This window comes from Nisaea sp. (assembly GCF_039990255.1).
Taxonomy (GTDB): Bacteria; Pseudomonadota; Alphaproteobacteria; order Thalassobaculales; family Thalassobaculaceae; genus Nisaea.
The window spans coordinates 377,715-396,794 of record NZ_JBDXGG010000018.1 but is presented as its reverse complement, the minus strand read 5'-3'; the positions used below and the strand labels follow the sequence as shown (position 1 = coordinate 396,794).

General features: G+C 58.6%; 19 protein-coding genes. 10 read left to right on the top strand and 9 right to left on the bottom strand.

Annotated features, from left to right (window positions below; all coding sequences use genetic code 11):
- Positions 1 to 9: 9 nt before the first annotated feature.
- Complete coding sequence (locus ABJ076_RS12095; RefSeq protein ID WP_348189533.1) at positions 10 to 1,119, top strand: efflux RND transporter periplasmic adaptor subunit; 1,110 nt, start codon at positions 10 to 12, stop codon at positions 1,117 to 1,119.
- Between the two features lie 10 nt (positions 1,120 to 1,129).
- Complete coding sequence (locus ABJ076_RS12090) at positions 1,130 to 4,312, top strand: efflux RND transporter permease subunit (RefSeq protein ID WP_348189535.1); 3,183 nt, start codon at positions 1,130 to 1,132, stop codon at positions 4,310 to 4,312.
- 2 nt (positions 4,313 to 4,314) lie between these two features.
- On the opposite strand, the gene ABJ076_RS12085 is transcribed toward ABJ076_RS12090, so the two are convergent.
- Together ABJ076_RS12085 and ABJ076_RS12080 are read right to left on the bottom strand one after the other, a co-directional pair.
- Positions 4,315 to 5,466, bottom strand: coding sequence for a pyridoxal phosphate-dependent aminotransferase (locus tag ABJ076_RS12085; RefSeq protein WP_348189537.1), 1,152 nt, complete (start codon positions 5,464 to 5,466; stop codon positions 4,315 to 4,317).
- Positions 5,467 to 5,485: 19 nt separating this feature from the next.
- Positions 5,486 to 7,048, bottom strand: coding sequence for a gamma-glutamyltransferase (locus tag ABJ076_RS12080; protein WP_348189539.1), 1,563 nt, complete (start codon positions 7,046 to 7,048; stop codon positions 5,486 to 5,488).
- A gap of 97 nt (positions 7,049 to 7,145) precedes the next feature.
- On the opposite strand from ABJ076_RS12080, the gene ABJ076_RS12075 reads away from it, so the two are divergent.
- Together ABJ076_RS12075 and ABJ076_RS12070 are read left to right on the top strand one after the other, a co-directional pair.
- A complete protein-coding gene (locus ABJ076_RS12075; protein ID WP_348189541.1) occupies positions 7,146 to 8,531 on the top strand; it encodes a M48 family metalloprotease in 1,386 nt (461 codons plus the stop codon).
- A 106-nt stretch (positions 8,532 to 8,637) separates the two neighbouring features.
- Entirely contained in the window at positions 8,638 to 9,414 is a 777-nt protein-coding gene (locus ABJ076_RS12070; protein WP_348189543.1) for a DsbA family protein, read from the top strand.
- A 1-nt stretch (position 9,415) separates the two neighbouring features.
- On the opposite strand, the gene ABJ076_RS12065 is transcribed toward ABJ076_RS12070, so the two are convergent.
- The gene (locus ABJ076_RS12065) at positions 9,416 to 10,672 is read right to left on the bottom strand and encodes an MFS transporter (RefSeq protein WP_348189545.1); all 1,257 of its coding nucleotides are present in this window, start codon (positions 10,670 to 10,672) and stop codon (positions 9,416 to 9,418) included.
- A 155-nt stretch (positions 10,673 to 10,827) separates the two neighbouring features.
- Entirely contained in the window at positions 10,828 to 11,919 is a 1,092-nt protein-coding gene (gene hppD / locus ABJ076_RS12060; RefSeq protein ID WP_348198538.1) for a 4-hydroxyphenylpyruvate dioxygenase, read from the bottom strand.
- Positions 11,920 to 12,035: 116 nt separating this feature from the next.
- Here hppD and ABJ076_RS12055 point away from each other — a divergent pair, with 116 nt between their 5' ends.
- The 6 genes from ABJ076_RS12055 to aat all read left to right on the top strand — a co-directional run bounded on the left by ABJ076_RS12055 (position 12,036) and on the right by aat (position 16,309).
- A complete protein-coding gene (locus ABJ076_RS12055) occupies positions 12,036 to 12,548 on the top strand; it encodes a MarR family winged helix-turn-helix transcriptional regulator (RefSeq protein ID WP_348187384.1) in 513 nt (170 codons plus the stop codon).
- A gap of 144 nt (positions 12,549 to 12,692) precedes the next feature.
- Entirely contained in the window at positions 12,693 to 13,259 is a 567-nt protein-coding gene (locus tag ABJ076_RS12050) for a PAS domain-containing protein (RefSeq protein ID WP_348187386.1), read from the top strand.
- Positions 13,260 to 13,322: 63 nt separating this feature from the next.
- The gene (aroQ, locus tag ABJ076_RS12045) at positions 13,323 to 13,787 is read left to right on the top strand and encodes a type II 3-dehydroquinate dehydratase (protein ID WP_348202606.1); all 465 of its coding nucleotides are present in this window, start codon (positions 13,323 to 13,325) and stop codon (positions 13,785 to 13,787) included.
- An 18-nt stretch (positions 13,788 to 13,805) separates the two neighbouring features.
- A complete protein-coding gene (accB, locus tag ABJ076_RS12040) occupies positions 13,806 to 14,246 on the top strand; it encodes an acetyl-CoA carboxylase biotin carboxyl carrier protein (protein WP_348187390.1) in 441 nt (146 codons plus the stop codon).
- A gap of 15 nt (positions 14,247 to 14,261) precedes the next feature.
- Positions 14,262 to 15,608: an acetyl-CoA carboxylase biotin carboxylase subunit gene (gene accC / locus ABJ076_RS12035; protein ID WP_348187392.1), complete on the top strand. Its 1,347-nt coding sequence runs from the start codon at positions 14,262 to 14,264 to the stop codon at positions 15,606 to 15,608.
- A gap of 47 nt (positions 15,609 to 15,655) precedes the next feature.
- Positions 15,656 to 16,309 (top strand): leucyl/phenylalanyl-tRNA--protein transferase, encoded by a 654-nt coding sequence (aat, locus tag ABJ076_RS12030; RefSeq protein ID WP_348187394.1) that lies wholly within the window; start codon positions 15,656 to 15,658, stop codon positions 16,307 to 16,309.
- On the opposite strand, the gene ABJ076_RS12025 is transcribed toward aat, so the two are convergent.
- The 5 genes from ABJ076_RS12025 to ABJ076_RS12005 form a co-directional block, all read right to left on the bottom strand.
- A complete protein-coding gene (locus ABJ076_RS12025; protein WP_348187396.1) occupies positions 16,243 to 16,674 on the bottom strand; it encodes a DUF2155 domain-containing protein in 432 nt (143 codons plus the stop codon). The genes aat and ABJ076_RS12025 overlap by 67 nt on opposite strands.
- Before the next feature lie 28 nt (positions 16,675 to 16,702).
- Positions 16,703 to 17,161, bottom strand: coding sequence for an outer membrane lipid asymmetry maintenance protein MlaD (mlaD, locus tag ABJ076_RS12020; protein WP_348187398.1), 459 nt, complete (start codon positions 17,159 to 17,161; stop codon positions 16,703 to 16,705).
- A 61-nt stretch (positions 17,162 to 17,222) separates the two neighbouring features.
- Positions 17,223 to 17,576: an NADH:ubiquinone oxidoreductase subunit NDUFA12 gene (locus tag ABJ076_RS12015; RefSeq protein ID WP_348187400.1), complete on the bottom strand. Its 354-nt coding sequence runs from the start codon at positions 17,574 to 17,576 to the stop codon at positions 17,223 to 17,225.
- Between the two features lie 88 nt (positions 17,577 to 17,664).
- Entirely contained in the window at positions 17,665 to 18,327 is a 663-nt protein-coding gene (locus ABJ076_RS12010; protein WP_348187401.1) for an RraA family protein, read from the bottom strand.
- A gap of 35 nt (positions 18,328 to 18,362) precedes the next feature.
- A complete protein-coding gene (locus tag ABJ076_RS12005; protein WP_348187403.1) occupies positions 18,363 to 18,992 on the bottom strand; it encodes a LysE family translocator in 630 nt (209 codons plus the stop codon).
- Between the last annotated feature and the right edge of the window lie 88 nt (positions 18,993 to 19,080).

Below are 19,080 nucleotides of genomic sequence, written 5' to 3'. Positions count from 1 at the left end.
CGAGGTCCTATGAGAATCAACTATTCCATCCTACTGGCTACCGTAATCGCTGTCGGGACAACTACTTGGATTCTATCAGGCCAGTTCGCCAACGGGGCTCGAACGGAAGGTGAGGACACAACGGAGACAAAACCGGTCACACCTGTCGCCGAAATGGCCTCCGTACGCGTTAGAGAGAGCATCGCCGAGCCATACCGCTCAGCCGTTGTCATTACCGGCCGGACAGCTCCCTCGCGTCAGATCGAACTGAAAGCGCAAATTCTGGGCAAAGTCGTCGCGCTTGGCGCGAAGGACGGCGACCATGTCAAGAAAGGCGCTCCGATTATCCGCTTCGACCCTGAAGATAGGGAAGCCAGGCGGCAGATGGCGAAAGCCCGGATCGTGCAGCGCGAAACGGAGTTCAATGCCGCCGATAAACTTGCCAATAAGGGCTTCCAGGCAAAAACGACCCGCGCTGGAGCCTTCGCGGACTTGCAGGAATCAAAAGCAGAACTCGCCAAGATCGAAGAAGAAATTCGGCGTCTCACCATATCGGCACCTTTTGATGCTGTGCTCGACGATGTCTTTGTAGAAATCGGCGATGTCCTGCAAAGCGGCGATCCGGTAGCCACCCTCTACGATCTCGACCCAGTTCTCGTCGTAGCCCAGGTAGCCGAGCAGGAGCGGGTCAAACTCGCGGTTGGGCAACCCGGTAGAGCCAAATTGCTCAACGGCACCGATCTGATTGGAACCATCCGGTACATCACTGCCGCGGCCGATTCCGAAACCCGGACGTTCCGGGTTGAACTTGAAGTTCCGAATCCGGACAAATCCCTGGAACTCGGGGTCACGGCCGGCGTCATCCTGCCACTCCCGGAAGTCACCGCACACAAAATCACCGCTGGCGTGTTCACGCTGAATGATGATGGACAGCTCGGGGTGATGACGGTCGATGCATCCGATATCGTTCGGTTCAATAAGGTAAACGTGCTCGACAGCGATGCGGACTGGGCCTACGTGACTGGCCTGCCCGAGCGCGCGATGCTGATTTCGGTCGGCCAGGAGTTTGTTTCCGACGGCGAGACCGTGCGGGCAGTCCCGGAATCCGCCGTCGGTACTGACGCCGCCAAAGCAAGCTGAGGACCGCCCGATGCACGCTCTGATCGACGCCGCCCTGCACCGCAGCCGGACTACCCTGATGGTGCTGGCCCTGATCCTGATTTCTGGAGCGGTCGCCTATGTGACCATCCCGAAAGAAGCGGATCCGGACGTCAATATCCCGATCATATACGTTTCGATGAAACATGACGGCATCTCGCCGGAAGATGCAGAGCGCCTTCTGCTGAAACCGATGGAATCCGAAATGCGCGGCATCGAAGGCGTGAAGGAAATGCGCGCCACCGCATACGAGGGCGGCGCGAACGTCACCTTGGAATTCACAGCCGGATTCGATGCCGATCAGGCCATGCTGGATGTCCGAGAGAAAGTCGATCTCGCCAAACCGGAATTGCCTGAGGAAACGGACGAGCCGACAGTTCACGAAGTCAATGTGAGCCTTTTCCCTATTCTGGTTGTTACCCTTTCGGGCGAGTTGCCCGAGCGTACAATGCTGCACCTTGCTCGCAATCTGCGTGACGAGATCGAGGGCGTCACCTCCGTGCTCGAGGCGAAACTCACGGGTGAACGGGAAGAGCTGGTCGAGATTGTCATCGATCCATTGCGTCTCGACAGCTACAATATCGACGCGACATCCGTGCTCAATATCGTCGCCCGCTCGAACCAGCTGGTTGCGGCGGGAACGCTTGATACCGGCAACGGCCGATTTCCGATCAAGGTGCCGGGCCTTTACGAAAACCTGCAGGACATCCTCGATCAGCCGATCAAGACCAACGGCGACGCTGTGGTCCGGGTTCGTGATATCGCCCATGTCGAACGCGGCTTCAAGGATCGGGAAACCCATGCCCGGCTTGACGGCAAACCAGCGATTGGCATCGAGGTAACAAAGCGGATCGGCACGAACGTGATCGAGACCGTAGAGAATGTCCGCGCCATCGTCGCCGAAACCCAAAAAGCATGGCCCGCCGGCGTTACAGCAACCTTCAGTCAGGATAAATCCGGCCAAATCCGAACCATGCTTACCGACCTCCGGAACAACGTCCTGAGTGCCGTCCTGCTGGTCATGATCGTCATTGTCGGTGCGCTCGGCTACCGCTCGGCCGGATTGGTCGGCATTGCCATCCCGGGCTCCTTTCTTCTCGGTATCCTGACTTTGTCCTCACTCGGACTGACGGTGAACATCGTTGTGCTGTTCAGCCTGATCCTCGCGGTCGGAATGCTTGTCGACGGTGCGATCGTGGTCACCGAATATGCGGACCGGAAATTGTCCGAAGGGCTTGACCGGCGTGCCGCCTATTCGGAAGCGGCCAAGCGCATGGCCTGGCCGATCATCGCCTCGACCGCAACGACCCTTGCCGCCTTCCTGCCGCTGCTGTTCTGGCCAGGTGTGGTTGGCGAGTTCATGAAATTTCTGCCGATCACACTCATCGCGACCCTCACCGCATCCCTCTTCATGGCCTTGCTGTTTGTTCCGGCCCTCGGGTCGATCTTCGGCAAATCCGGGGCTCAGACTGAGGAAAGCCGGGCATCTCTGGCGGCCATGGAGAGTGGAGACCTGAGCAAGGTCAGGGGCTTTACCGGTGGGTATCTGAAGGTCCTCACACTCGCGCTGAGAAATCCGGGCAAGGTGATACTGGTCGCAGCCGCGTTGCTTGTTGGCGTGCAGTATTATTATGCCAATCACGGCAACGGGGTGGAGTTCTTCCCCGAAGTCGAACCCGACAACGCGATGATCCATGTTCACGCCCGCGGCAACATGTCGACGGCCGAGAAGGCTCGGCTGGTCTTCGAGATTGAGAAAGAAGTCCTCGATGTCGGCGGCTTCAAGTCGATCTACACGTTCGTCGGAGAGAAGGAAGGCGGCGGGCAGGACCTGGCCGAGGATGTTGTCGGCACCATTCAGGTCGAGTTCGACGATTGGCAGAACCGCGCGTCAGCCAACGAGATCCTTGCCGAGATTTCCGAGCGTGGAAAAGCCTATCCCGGCATTTTCGTCGAAACCGCCAAGGAAGAAAGCGGCCCACCAACCGGCAAAGCGGTGCAGGTCCAGCTTCGATCTGTCTATCCGGATCGTCTGATTGAGGCGACAAGGTTAGTACGAACCCAGTTCAACAGCATGGCGGGGCTGCAGAATATCGAGGATGATCGGCATATCCCCGGCATCGAATGGCAGATTGCTGTCGACAGGGCCCAGGCGGCGAAGTTCGGAGCAGACATTGCCCTTATCGGCAGCTACGTGCAGCTCGTCACCCGAGGCCTCAAGATCAGCGATTACCGGCCGAACGACAGCGACGAGGAAATCGACATTGTTGTCCGTTACCCTCGCCAATCCCGCCGGCTGGATCAGTTCCTCGCGATCCGGATGATGACGGACAAGGGGCTAGTGCCCCTGCGGAATTTCGTCTCCTGGTCACCGCAGGCCAAAGTCGGGACCATCAAGCGCTCTGATGCCCGACAGGTCATGGCGGTGAAGGCGGATGTGCTGCCCGGCGTGCTGGCGGATGAAAAGGTTCAGGAACTGACTGCCTGGCTGGGCAAGACCGAATTGCCGAAAGGCGTTAGCTACACCTTCAAGGGCGAGGACGAGGAGCAGAAGGCTGCCCAGGCCTTCCTTGGCAAGGCTTTCGGTGTCGCCCTGTTCATCATGGCGATCATTCTCGTCACCCAGTTCAACAGCTTCTACAGCGCCTTCCTGATCCTGAGCGCCGTGATCATGTCCACGATTGGCGTGATGATCGGCCTGATGGTCACAGGTCAGCCGTTCGGTATCGTGATGAGCGGCATCGGCGTGATCGCGCTGGCCGGTATCGTGGTGAACAACAACATCGTGCTGATCGACACGTTCGACGCCCTGAAGACGACCACGGGCAGCACCATGGAAGCAATTCTCCGGACAGGCGCCCAGCGCCTTCGCCCGGTGATGCTTACCACGATTACAACGATGCTCGGCCTGATGCCGATGGTGTTCCAGCTCAATATCGATCTGTTCACGCGGGAGATCGCGGTCGGGGCGCCGTCGACCCAATGGTGGGTGGCCCTAGCCTCCGCCATCGTTTTCGGGATGGGCTTCGCCACGATACTGACACTGATTGTCACCCCTTCAGCGTTGCAGATCCGGGGAAATTATCAGGACTGGCGCGCTGCCCGGCGGGCACGCAAGGGTGGACACGATCAGAACGGCGGCTATGACGGCAGTGTCTCCAACGCGGCTGAATAGCGTCAGCGCTTCAGCCAGCCCTTAAGACGGCTGGCTGCCTCCACCATGTCCGCCGTTGCTCCGGCAAAGGAAAAACGCAAAGAGCCATGACCGCGCGCCGGGTCGAAATCGACACCCGGCGTCGCGGCGAGTCCGATCTCCGCCAGCATCCGTTTCGAGAAATCCACACTGTCGTTCGTGAAACGGGTGACGTCCGCATAGATATAGAAAGCGCCATCCGCCGGTGCCAAATCATCCAGCCCAGCGGCCGGAAGCTCGTTCAGCAGCACCTCGCGGTTCTTCGCGTAGCGCGCAACATTGGCCTGCAACTCCTCTTGACAGTCGAAAGCTGCGACCGCCGCATGCTGCGACAGGGTCGGCGGCGAGATAAAGAAATTCTGCGCCAGACACTCCATGGAACGGGCCAGATCTTCCGGCACCACCATCCAGCCCAGCCGCCAGCCGGTCATCGAGAAGTATTTCGAGAAGCTGTTGATGACCAGCGCCTGACCGTCGCTCTCCAGAGCCGAGACCGGCCGACTGCCAAAGCCGATCCCGTGATAGATCTCATCAGAGACGACCCGGATACCCTTCTTCTTGCAATAATCGGTCAGTGCGGAGAGCTCGTCCTCCCCCAGCATTGTGCCTGTCGGGTTTGATGGGCTGGCAACAATCAGGCCGTCGATCTTTTCCTCCACCGCGTCGAGCAATTCCGGGGTCGGCTGGTAGCGGTGCTTGCGCTCCGTCTCCAGCAACACAGTTTCGACGCCAAGAGCTGAAAGAATATTGCGGTAGGCCGGATAGCCCGGCGAGGCCATGGCGACCCGGTCGCCTGCCTCAAAGGCCGCGAGAAAGGCAACCTGGAACGCGCCGGAGGACCCGGTCGTAACCATGATCCGGTTCGGGTCCAACGAGACGCCGTACCAATCTTTGTAATGCTGCGCGATGCGCTCCCGGAGGGGGTTTATACCGGCGGCCAGCGTATAGCCGATCCTATCATCCTCCAACGCCCTCTTCGCCGCCTCAATCACACCACGCGGCGCCGGAGTCGCGGGCTGGCCGACCTCAAGATGCAGGACGTCGCCCCCGGCTGCCTCGCGGTCGGCAGCTGCCTGCATTACATCCATGACGATGAAGGCGGGCACAGCGCCGCGCCGAGATACTTTCAGGGTCACCGGTCGACCTTTCCGTTGATTAGTCGCCGCCTTCAAACAAAATCATACCGCGTCCGCGCGGATCGTCGGCAATGCTACAGTCCTTGTCGCTGCGCGGCAGGCCTTCCTTACAGCGGAACAGCCTGACCGCACCTATCGGATGACTGGCCGGTTGCACCGGATACCCTGCTCGCTCAGCCAGCGCTCTGGCTGTCGGTGTTATGCCGGACTCGACAGACAGCGTGCCAGCCGCCAGATCGAAATGGGAGCGCGGTGCGGCCACGGCGGCGCTCATTGCCTGGCCCGCCACATAGTTACGCAAGATCGGCGGAACCAGAGCTGAGACCATCTCCCTGCCACCAGTTGCCATGGCTGTCACGTGAACTTGCCATGCATTGGTATTCCCCGCGATAACGGCGGCAGCCAAAGGTGGGTTCGAAGACGGCAACGCCGGAGCCGGAATGAAACCGAGATCCGGGAGCATCTGGCCTGTCCCGAAAGGGGCATTCATGGTCAACGCACAACCAACCGAAAGACCACGCCTGTCTGTGATCACAAAACTCGTTGCGCCAGATCGCGATTCCCCGCCGAACAAAGCGGCCGCAGCGGGCGTTACAGCAGTGCGGGGAGCACTAGAGCGAAAATCTCCGAACAGTCGATCAGCGGCATCCGCGCTCACATCCGTATCACCACCTGCAACAGCGTTCGCGGCGCGGACCTGCATCTCAGCGAGCATCAGCGGGTCGATATCCTGCGGCGAAGACGACCAACCGGCCTCATTGAAAGCGAGAGAAAGAGTTTTCGCAATCAGAGCACTGTCGGCACTTCGGCTAGCCGCGACCGCCCAAAGATGATTGTCGAAATCGACCCCTTCGGCACCGCTCCAAACCGGAACCGCACCGCGCAACCGGGCACGGTCAACTTTGTATCCGAATACTTCCGCCTCGGCGACAAGGCGGCGGGCCAGCTGCCCTGAATAGAGATCGCCGACACCCGCGACCCGGAGCCGGCTGAAGGTGGAGGCCAGATCCCACTGGACCAGAGAGCTGCCCGCTTGCAAAGCAACACCACCCGGAGCGAACAGACTGGGACGTCTGGCGCCCGACGGTTTCAGAGCCGCGCCATCACGCTCTAGGTCCTCCGCGAGGCGTCGGGACACAGGCTCGCCAAACCGGGCAAGCTGCTCTGGAGCGCCAATCAGCTGTGTGATCGGCAGCCGGCCATAGCGGGCATGCAATGCGAACATCGCGCGTGGCCCCAGCGGAGCGGCTATTGCGTTTCGATCATCCGAAAGAGGCTGAGGCAGGAATGAGAGCTGTTCGAACCGCTTGCTTACCGGATCGAAAGCAAGGCAGGAACCACCCGCCCCGAGCCCAGCGGAAGAAGGCAATGTCACAGCCAGTGTGAAATAGGCAGAGACAGCAGCGTCTGCGGCAGTGCCCCCTTGGACCAGCACATCCTGGGCGATGACGGCAGCCCGCGGCTCGTCAACGGCGACGGATCCGAAGAACCCTTCAGTGACCTCAATGACTTCGTCGCTCGCGCAGCCTGTAAGCAATCCGGCGCAAAGCGCCAATGCCACGGGCACGGTCCTCTTAAACATAACGTCCTCTCAAATCGCCGCTGGCTATTGAATGCAAGCCCGGAGACGCGCACATTATGAAGCTATGCAGCGCACCAACAGGCTCGGATCCAAATCCATGAAGTGCAAAGCCCTCGTTGGCAAGCATCTAATTGCGTTCATTTTTGCGGTAAGCTTTCTCGCCGGATGGTCCCGGCCCGCGGATGCGCGATCCTTCATTACGGATACGGAGATCGAGCTCTATATTCGTGAAATTGCGACCCCGATCTTCCAGAGCGCAGGTTTGTCGCCATCTGCGATTGATCTCTATTTTATCAACGATGATACGTTGAATGCCTTCGTGGCTGGTGGCCAGAACATCTTCTTTCATACCGGCCTCCTGATGGCGACAGACACGCCGGAGCAGTTGCTCGGCGTAATCGCCCACGAAACAGGACACATAGCCGGCGGCCATCTGGCGCGGAGCGGAGAAGTCCTGCGCAGTGCCAGCCAGAATGCTCTGCTTGGCATCATCCTCGGCGCCGGTGCGGCAATCGCGACCGGCCGGGGAGATGCCGCCGGAGCAATTATCCAGGGCAGCCAGTCGGCTGTGCAGGGCTCCTTACTCCAGTACAGCCGGGCTCAGGAATCCTCTGCGGATCAGGCGGGAATCCGTTTCCTTGAAAGCAATCAGGAATCCTCGAGAGGCATGCTGGAATTCCTCTCGAAACTCAGCGGCCAGGAACTGTTGAGCGGACGCAGCCGCTCTCCTTACGCAAGCACCCATCCGCTGACCCGGGATCGGATAGCTTTTGTCGAGGAGCAGGTGAAAAACTCACGCTACAGCGATGAGAAACTGTCGGACGAGCTGCAACAGAAACACCGGCGAATGGTGGCCAAACTCAATGGCTTCATCCGCTCTCCCGCACGCACCTTCAAGGCATATCCCGATACGGATACATCGGTTGAAGCCCGTTACGCCCGTGCCGTTGCCACATACCGGCTACCAGATGCCAATGGAGCCGTTGCGCTCATGGAGGAACTACTCGCCGATTACCCCGACGATCCATTTTTCCATGAGCTGAAAGGTCAAATTCTGTTTGAAGCAGGCCGACCGGCCGACGCTGAAAGCGCGTATCGCAGAGCCCTCGAAGCCCTACCGGACGCGCCGCGGATTGAACTGGAGTTATCACGGGTCCTGCTCGCTCTGGACGCAACGGAGTACAACGAAGAGGCCCAAACGCATCTTGAAAACGTCGTGCGATCGCTTCCGAATGCGACTTTCGCCTGGCGTCAGCTGGCCATTGCCTATGGCCGTAATGGCGATCACGGCATGTCAGCGCTCGCCCTCGCCGAGGAGGCTTTCCGCTCCGGTAACAAACGGGATGCCGCCTTGCAGGCAAACCGGGCGAAGCAGACACTAAAACCGCATACTGAAGCCTGGCTGAGAGCAACCGATATCGAAGAAATCTCTACCCCGCGCGACAGAGACCGGAAAAGAAAACAGTTGTCCGAGAAAAAATAGCGCGCGCCGTTCCATAGTGAGAATGCAATAACGATAACGTGGTTTGTCGGCAGCGACGCGCTGGCTCAATTTAATGACTTTAAGCACGACTAGAAAGGCACGCAGCATGGCCACCATGACGCCCGTTAAGAATTCCCACAAAGCGTTAATCCTGGCCCTGACGCTCGCCACCGGCATTGCAGTTTATCCAGCAAACCATCATGCCGTAGCTGCAGAACCGTTTTCATCAGCTCAAAAGTCGGCTCTCGATACAGCCATCCGCGATTACATCCTATCCCACCCTGAGGTGATCGTTGAATCCCTGAACGCCATGCAAGCACGCCAGGAATTGGCGGAGAAGGAACGCCAGCGCGCCGCCCTCGCCCATATGCAGGAACAGCTCACCGGTAACGAAAACGACCCGGTGATCGGCAATCCGGACGGCGATGTCACTGTAGTCGAGTTCTTCGATTACCAGTGTGGTTACTGCAAGAGGATGATCGATCCGGTAATACAGCTGCTGAAGCAGGACCCGAATGTCCGCTGGGTGATGAAAGAGTTTCCGATTCTCGGTCCGGCATCCGTGACCGCCGCCCACGCGTCGATCGCGGCCCGTAAGCAAGGCGCCTATACCGAATTCCACGTCGCCTTAATGAAATATCGCGGACGGCTGAGCGATGCCGTCGTGTTCCAGACGGCCGTTGAAGTCGGTCTCGATCTAGATCAACTGAAAGCAGACATGTCATCTCCGGAGACCGGCAAAACAATCCAGGACGCCACTAATCTGGCACGCGCCCTCGGCGTCAACGGAACGCCGGCCTTTGTCATCGGAGGTGAGTTGTTGCCGGGCGCTGTCAGCCTAGACACCTTGGTGGAACAGATCGAAGCTGCTCGCAACGGCTAGGTCATGAACCGGTCACGGTAACAGACGGCGGAATATCCCGGACACGGCTGTAGAACAACGAAGCCAGTACGACCAGTCCGGCCACACTGGCGAAAACCAGCCGGTATGCGCCATCCGAGCCGCCGCCCGCATGATCGACTATCAACCCGGTGATCCACTGCGAGAGGAAAATCGTCCCTACACCGACGAGACTCATGGCTGTAATAGCCCTGCCAGCCAGATGATTCGGCACGAATCCTCGGCAATGCGCGGCCAGCACAACGAAGAACGGCGAGACGAAACTGAATGCGACCATTAGCAGCATAGCCAGCCAGAGCGGGGGGCTCGCGATCACCGCCATAATGCCGAGCAGCAGCACCATTAGCACACAGCTCCCGAGGACCACACGCTTGCGGGAGTTAAACATCCGATCCAGCGGACCAAAGCCCAGCGTCCCGGCATTCTGTGCCAGAACCATAACGAGCAATGCATAGCCAGCCTCCGTCTGGCCAAGTCCGTGAACTTCCCTGAGATAAGGCCCGGCCCAGAGACCGCCAACCGTTGCGAAAGGCGCAGCAAAACAGCTCGCCATTATGAGGGTCCCACGGATATCGCGGTCACGGAGCATCGTCAGGATCGCTGAAAAGGCCTGCCCGATACTCTCATGAGGCCGCTCCGGACGGGCTGTTCCCGGAGGGTGATCCCGGCCCCAGAGAAAGATCAGGATCGTCATCAGCAGAATTGCTGCGGCGAGGAGCAGGAACGTCACGGTAAACCCGACGTGCTGCAACATGATGGCGAGCGGAGCCGTCGCGAGCAGACCGCTTGTCGCCCCGGCAAATGCGATGAGCCGGGCCGAAACGGTGGCAACACGATCCGGGCGGACCCAGCCGAGAACAATCAGATAAACGGTTGTCACAGCACCAGCATGCCCCACGCCGAGCAGTATCCGCCCGCCGATCAATCCCGTGGCATTTTCAGAGATTGCGAAGAGCACCATCCCGCCCACGGCAATCAAGCTCAGCGCCGACGTGGTAAGGCGCGCGCCATATCGGTCGAACAGAACGCCCATCGGGATCTGCACGAATGCAGCGGCAAGCGACATGATGCCGATCACCGCGCCGATTTCAGCCGGGGATATACCGCGCTGATCAATCAAGGCATTGGCAATCACCCCGCCGCCTACCCGGTTGATCTGCACCAGTGTCAGAAATGCGCAAAGAATAAAGAAAACCCGTGCGGCCCCGCTGCGCACGGCATGTCCGTTAGTGCCTGTCACAAGACACCCCCGGACCTACCGGCACTGTGGACCGCCCGTGAGAACAACAGCGGAACCATGAATACCCCGGTCAAAATGTAACAGCCCGCCAGCATCGGCTGGCGGGCTGACCTGTGAGCCAAGAGCGATTTGGCCGCCTGGTCAAGGCTCTTCTATCAAGCGTTGAGAACCCCGCGCTTGACCTGATCCTGTTCGATGGATTCGAACAACGCCTTGAAGTTACCTTCGCCGAATCCTTCGTCGCCCTTGCGTTGAATGAGCTCGAAGAAGATCGGGCCGATCACCGTCTCGGTGAAAATCTGTAACAGGAGCCCACCATTTTCAGTCGGTGCACCGTCGATAAGGATTCCGTGCTGCTTCAGACTGGCGACATCCTCACCATGCCCGGGCAACCTTTCATCCAGCATTTCATAATAAGTATCCGGCGGCGGCGTCATGAATCTGGAGCCGGCGGCCTTGAGCGCTTCCACACTCGCGAAGATATCATCAGTCGCCATTGCGATATGTTGGATACCTTCCCCCTTGTAGGCGGTGAGATATTCCTCGATCTGGGATTTGTCATCGGAGGACTCGTTGATCGGAATCCGGATCTTGCCGCAAGGGCTGGTCATCGCCTTGGACTTCAGCCCGGTGAGTTTGCCTTCAATGTCGAAATAGCGGATTTCGCGGAAATTGAAGAGCTTCTCGTAGAAGTCCGCCCACACATCCATGCGTCCCCGATGCACGTTGTGAGTCAGATGATCCACCATAGTGAAACCGGCACCAGCAGGCACCTGCTCTACGCCGTCCAGAGGCACGAAATCGACGTCGTAAATGCTTTGCTCGCCATAGCGGTCAACCAGATAAATCAGGCTGTCCCCGATACCGTGGATCGCCGGAATGTTCAGCTCCATCGGCCCGACCTTGCCTTCAAACGGTCGTGCTCCGCGCTTTAAGGCGCGGTCATAGGCTGCCGCTGCATCCTTTACCCGGAACGCAATGGCGCAGCAGGACGGCCCGTGAACACGGGCGAAAGACTGGGCAAAGCTGTCCGGCTCCCCGTTGACGATGAAGTTGACGCCGCCCTGACGGAAAAGCGTTACGTCCTTCGACCGATGCCGGGCAACCGCAGTAAAGCCGAGGGACCGAAACAGCGACTTCAGGTTTTCCGGGTCGGGCGCGGTATATTCAACAAACTCAAAGCCGTCGGTCGCCATCGGATTTTCGACGGTGCCGCCCGGAATTGGGGAAAGTGTTTCGGATGCCATGAATGTCTCCTCCGGTCCACTGACGGGTTAGTTCTCGCCTTGACAGCAATCCGGCAAGAAAGGAACGTCAGAACAGATCATATTTAGTTACATATGAAACTAATTAAGGATTGCGCGTGAAGAGTCAAGAAAGCAGCGTTCACACGTCCAAAGACCCGGAGTCGAAGCAAGAGCAGGCGGCATTCGCTCTCGACAGTTTTTTGCCTTACAGGCTGGCGTTGCTCTCGTCACTGGTCTCCGGCAGCATCCAAAAGCTATACGCGGCGGAGTTCGATATCAGCATCCCAGAATGGCGGCTCGTGGCCATCCTCGGCAGCGACGGTCCGATGACGTCGAACGACATTCGACAGCGAGCCGCAATGGACAAGGTTCAGGTCAGCCGCGCCGCCGCGAAACTATTGGATGCCGGGCATATTCGGAAACAGGTCCACCCAGACGACAAACGCCGCGCAATCTTGTCCCTCTCCGACAGCGGGTTAACAATTTACAATCAAATCGTACCAATCGCCCTCGAACGGGAAGCTTTTCTCGCATCGGCCCTCACAAAGAAAGAGAAGGACACCTTTATTAATTTGTTGGAAAAATTGACAAAAATGGCCAGAGGCATGGCGACCACTCCACCGACGTAAATTTTCGCAAGTCCAAACCTAAAGGTGCGTACTTTCCACACGAGGTTTGTTGCCACAACCATTGCGGCATGATATCCGGATTCCAATTGAGGTTCGCACGGCCGCGCTTTGGAACCGCCCAAGCTCTTAGAAAGAGTTCAGGCAATGAGCCAGATACTCGAGAACATCGACGATCCGACACTCGGGAAATTGGTGGAAAGATGGTTCGCGTGGCGCGACGGAAATACCTATCCAGCGCGCAAATCGATTGAACCGCTTGAGCTTGGTCCGGCACTTCCGTTTATCTGGATATGCCAACGAGAACCGGAGCTGAATTGCTATCGCTATGACCTCGTAGGCGAGGCCGTGAACACGCTTTACGGACAGGGTCTACGGGGCTGCTCGCTGAAGGATTTCCTCTCCGATCAAACTGCTCGCCTTGTCAAAGAGCGTCTCGACGACTGCCTTGAGTCCGGACAGCTTGTTCATACCGTTAGCGCTCAGACCCTAAGTGATAAGCGCCATGTCGTCGTCCAGCGCCTGTTTCTGCCCATGACCGGCGCCAACGGGAATCTGGATACAATCCTCGGATGCACAAAAGTGACTGACACGATTTCAAATAGAGCAGGACAAGAGACATCCTCCCGTGAAGCCGCTTACAGAAGCGACGGCACTCGAATTAAGGTAGGCAACGCCACTCTCACCATGTATTCCATGGATCCGTTATATTAGGCTGTACGACATCCGGTTCCGATTGCGTCAGACGGACCGCGTGATATAACCCTCGAAACTGAGATGCAGGCGAGCATAGTGTCCGAACGCCCGGAAATTCTTATTCTCAATGGCCCGAATCTGAACATGCTGGGAACCCGGGAGCCGGAACTCTACGGGGCTGAGACATTGGATGATGTGGATGCCATGTGTGCGGACCACGCGGCTACTCTCGGACTCGCCACTGATTTCCGTCAATCGAATTTCGAAGGCGAGATGGTGACGATCATCCAACAAGCGCGCGGCAGCGCGTCGGGGATCATCATCAATGCCGGTGCCTATACGCACACTTCGGTTGCCATTCACGACGCCTTGCGCGTGGCAGACTTGCCGGTGATCGAAGTCCATATTTCGAACATCCACCGGCGCGAGTCCTTCCGCCACACATCCTATATTTCCTCCGTCGCCGAAGGAATCATCGTCGGTCTTGGAACCCAGGGCTATGTCCTGGCCCTCGATGGTATGGCGCGGATACTTGATCGCACCTGAACGAACCCGGAGACCCCTTTGTCGCACGACATTGACAGCAAACTCGTAAGGAAGCTCGCCGCCCTCCTGGAGGAGACCGGCCTCGGAGAGCTTGAATATGCGAAGGACGATTGGCGAATCCGCGTGGCCCGACCGGCCGTGCAGCAGGCAGCCAACATAGTCGCGGCGCCAACGCCGGCGCCCGCAGCAGTCGCGCCAGCCGCGGATACAGCATCTGCAGATATTGCAGGCGCAGTGACGTCCCCGATGGTCGGCACAGCCTATCTCGGACCAGATCCCGATTCAGCGCCTTTCGTTTCTTCAGGCACCAGGGTAGCCGAAGGTCAGACGCTGATGATCATCGAAGCCATGAAGGTCATGAACCCGATCCCCGCACCGCGTGCCGGAACGGTGAAGGATATTCTGGTTCAGAACGGGCAGCCGGTCGAGTTCGGCCAGCCGCTGTTCGTGATCGAGTAGCGGGCTGGAGCCGAAATGTTCGAGAAAGTCCTGATCGCCAATCGCGGCGACGTGGCCCTGCGCATTCACCGGGCCTGCCGGGAAATGGGCATACGGACCGTTGCTGTGCATTCAACCGCCGACGCGGATGCAATGCATGTGCGTCTTGCCGATGAGAGTGTCTGCATAGGTCCTCCTGCCGCGAAGGACAGCTATCTCAACATTCCAGCTATCCTCACCGCCGCAACCGTAACCGGCGCCGACGCCATCCATCCCGGTGTTGGCTTTCTGTCAGAGAACGCGGACTTCGCTGAGATCGTCGAAGCGCACGGTTTCGTTTTCATTGGCCCCTCGCCGCAACATATCCGCGACATGGGCGACAAGATCATTGCCAAGCGGACAGTCAAAGCGCTGGGCATTCCCTGCGTGCCCGGCTCGGACGGACCCGTTGAAACGGTAGAGGCAGCCGAGGCAGCCGCCGAGGAAATCGGCTTTCCGGTTCTGATCAAAGCGACTGCCGGCGGCGGCGGACGCGGAATGAAGATCGCCAATAACCGGGCCGAAGTCAGAGAAGCCTACACTATGGCCCGCCGGGAAGCCGCGGCGGCCTTCGGCAATGACGAAGTTTATATGGAGCGCTATCTCTCCAAGCCGCGCCATATCGAAGTGCAGATTGTCGGCGACGGCCAAGGCCATGTGGTCCATCTAGGCGAGCGCGACTGTTCGCTGCAGCGGCGCCACCAGAAAGTTCTGGAAGAAGCACCGTCTCCGGCCCTGAACGAAGCTGCGCGGGCGAAAATCGGCGCGATTGCCGCCAGCGCTACGGCGAAGATGAATTACCGCAGCCTTGGCACGCTTGAGTTCCTCTACGAGGATGGAGAATTCTTCTTCATTGAAATGAACACCCGCCTACAGGTCGAGCACCCGATCACCGAGATGATCACCGGTATCGACCTCGTGCGTGAACAGATCCAGATCGCCTCCGGTGCCTCGCTCTCATTCACACAGGATGACGTCGTTCTGAACGGGCACTCAATCGAGTGCCGTATCAATGCGGAAAACCCGCGCACATTCATGCCCTCACCGGGCCGTGTCACAGATTACCACGCTCCGGGCGGTCTCGGGGTTAGGGTCGATTCGGCGCTCTATGCCGGCTACCAGATCCCGCCCTACTACGACAGCCTGATTGCCAAGCTGATTGTGCACGGCGCGAACAGGAACGAGTGTTTGCTCCGGCTTCGCAGGGCCTTGGACGAGATTGTGATCAGCAATGTGGAGACTACTGTGCCTCTGCATCAGGATCTCTCGCAGGCCCCTGATTTCATTAATGGCGAATACGACATACACTGGCTTGAAAAGAGTTTCCTCGCCGATCCAGCCTGATCGGGACGGCCTATCGCCCACACGGGCGCAGAGGAGTCGCCGGCACGATGTCGCAATTGCGGCCCGAACTGTTGCTGCAGGCTTACGCCATCGGTGTTTTCCCGATGGCGGAAAGCCATGACGACGCCCGCACCTTCTTCGTTGACCCGGAAAATCGTGGCGTCCTTCCACTCAACGCCTTTCATGTGTCGCGAAGCCTCCGCAAGGAAGTGAAACGGCGGCGCTTCGACATCCGGTGCGATACGGATTTCAAGGGCGTTCTTGAAGGCTGCGCAGAGACAAGAGACGAGCGCCCCGACACCTGGATCAACGACGAAATCTTCAGGCTCTATATGTCGCTTCATGAGATGGGTTATGGGCACAGTGTGGAATGCTGGCGCGGCGGTAAGCTCGTCGGCGGGCTCTATGGAGTCGCCCTTGGAGCAGCTTTTTTCGGCGAAAGCATGTTCAGCCGCGAACCCAACGCAAGCAAAGTCGCACTTGTCCATCTGGTGTCCCGGCTCAAGGCGTCCGGCTTCACTCTCCTGGACAGCCAATTCATCACCGACCATCTGGCACAGTTCGGAGCGATCGAAATTCCGCGACAGAATTATCGCGACCAACTCGCTGATGCCATCAAGTTTCCGGTCGAGTTTTACTCCGGGTCCGAAGATTGGCCGTTCGTCGAGGAACTTCTGCAGTCGAGAAGCCAGACATCGTAGACCGGATGCTCAACCGCATTCAGCGCAGGGCTTGAAGCAAACATCCAACCGGTGAAGAGGCGGATTTCCGCCTCATCGGGTTTCTGCTCGTCGATCTCGAGGAACGCAGCGTTTTCCGGCGTCTCGGTCGGCGGCCGCTTGCGGCACGCACGTGGCGTAATGGAGAATGTCCCGAAGGTCACCGTCTGATCAACCTGCGCCTCAAACGTCGAAATCCGCGCCGTGATCTTGTCCAGCCCCTGCATGACCGCCACGGGAAGCTCGATCCAGCCTGGCTCGGGAGCCGGCGTCTGAGCCACAGCGCCAACAGATCGGGCGATCAGGAAGACCGCCACCCAGATAAGCACACACTTCGACAATCGCATGGGAGCGGTTCCAACCAGTTTCGCCCAACTATTCCTTTTTAGCGGAAGAACTGGCCGAAAATATGAACTTGCCGAGAAGTTGAACGATATCCACGGGGTCCTGCGTAAATTCAATTGAACCACCGTTTTTGATGGTTTCCGGATCGCCACCCGGAACAATCTCCATAAAACTCCCGCCGAGCAGACTTTCGTTGGAGATTGCAGCCGCGCTATCGGCAGGTAGCTCAATATCGTCACGGATGCTCATCGTCACCTTAGCCAGAAAGGACTCTGGGTCCAGTTCCTGACTGACGATGCTACCGATCTTGATCCCGCTCATACGGACATCACCGCCGACGGCAAGGCCCGCGACCTTGTTGAAGTTTGCCGTCACGATATAGCCGCCACGCGTATTGAGATCGGCCGAAATATAGGCGAATACCGTAAATATTCCGGCAATCAGCAACACTACAGCGCCAATAACCGTCTCGATCGTATTGCGCTTCATGAGACCTCAGCAGGTTGAACCAGAAGATACCGGAGCGTCGCTTTCGAGCAGCCGGAAACCGTCAGTTCGGCGTCCAAGCTTCATAATCCCCGGTAGCCGCAGCGCGCTTACCACCCTCGAGGACATGCCCAGGCGGACGATAGGCGTATCGGGTGCCAGTAAGATTTGGCAGATGCTCTTTCTGCCATTCGAACTCATGTTCGGTTTCAAGCGGTGCTTCGGCTGTATAGTGCAGCCAGGCATGCCACTCCGCCGGAACCTTCGAGGCTTCTACGATCCCGTTGTAGATCACCCAGCGCTTCCGCTTGTAACCGGCCGCCGGTTCGGACTTGTGCTCGTAATAGCGGTTACCGAACTGGTCCTGGCCGATCTGGCGACCATGAAGCCATGTGTAAATTGACGTGCCGATGTTCATCGACGAACCACCCTGTCACCTGCATCAATATCTTGGCGGAATATGTCATTCCCGCGCCCCGCAGTCCAGTCGGACGCGCATCTATTCACTACACGTTGATTTCTGGAATTTCTATCCCGAGCATCTCCGCCGTGGTCTTACCGGCTGCAAGCTGCGCCAGCATATCCGTCTCCTTGCGAACATGCGCCTCGCCGGCTTCTAGAATCGCAGCAGCCTGCTCAAGCGGCACGACGGTCACACCATCTGCGTCGCCGAGAATAAGGTCTCCTGTCCGCACTGGGACGCCGCCGCAGGAGATCGGACCGTCGATAGAGCCGCCAAAGCCCTTGTGCGGCCCCGCCGGAACGGACGCCGAAGCGAAGACCGGCACATCTCCGGACCGAAGCTCCGCCACATCCCGGGCGGCTCCGTCTATCACGAATCCGGCAACCCCCTTGAGCTTCGCTGCAGTCACCAGAATTTCACCGATGATGGCCACATCTGGATTCCCGCCGGCATCAATGACAATGATTTCGCCCTGCTGCATCAGCGGGATTGCCGCATGAACACAGGCATTGTCGCCGGCCATCACCCGAATGGTCCGGGCATGTCCGATGATTCGCATGTCAGGGTGCAAAGGGGAGACCCGACCGGCCATGCTTGCTGTCCGGTTCAGACAATCTCCGGCAACTGCCGGCGGCACACCTTTCCAGCGTTCGAGCGCCTCCGCGTCGAGCGCCTCATAGTCGCCCTTGTATCTGATGATCGCCATTGGTCCGCTCCCTTGTCTCTTTACCCTTTAGTGCATCAAACGGCAGAACGCCGGGTCAGAGCCGTTAAAAGCCCCGCGCCGATCATTGCACTCCCACCGAGCCTATTCACTAATTGAAGCGCGCGCGGACTGGAAAACCGATTCCGCATCGCACCGGCCATCACAGCCCAGAAGGCTGCATTCAGTGCGCCAAGAACGACGAAGGTCGCAACGAGGATGACACATTGCATCACGATGGGGCGCCCCGGATTGACGAATTGCGGCACGAAGGCCACGAAGAACACGATCCCCTTGGGGTTCAAGGTGGTCACCACAAAGGCATTGCCGAACATCCTCAGCTTATCGCGCCGCCCGGTCCCTACCTCGATTGGTGCCAACTCAGGCTTGCTTCGCCATAGCTGCACGCCGAGCCAGAGAAGATATCCGGCTCCAGCCAGCTTCATTACGGTGAAGAGATCGGCCGATGCAGCCAGAACCGCGCCCGCGCCCAGCAGTGACACTGTCATGGCAACCGAGTCGCCAAGCGCTACACCCGGCACCGTCGCCCAGCCGGACTCCCGTCCGCGCGCCATCGCGTAACTTGCAACCAGCATCACAGTCGGCCCCGGAATCGCCAGCATGAAAACCGAGGCGGCTGTGAATGCGAGCCAGAGTCCCAAATCCATATCAAACCTCCATGCAAGATTCCGCACCGGCGGAATCGCCAGCGTCAGGGAGTGAGCCACAGCCCCCGGCCTTGGGCAAGACCTGCTT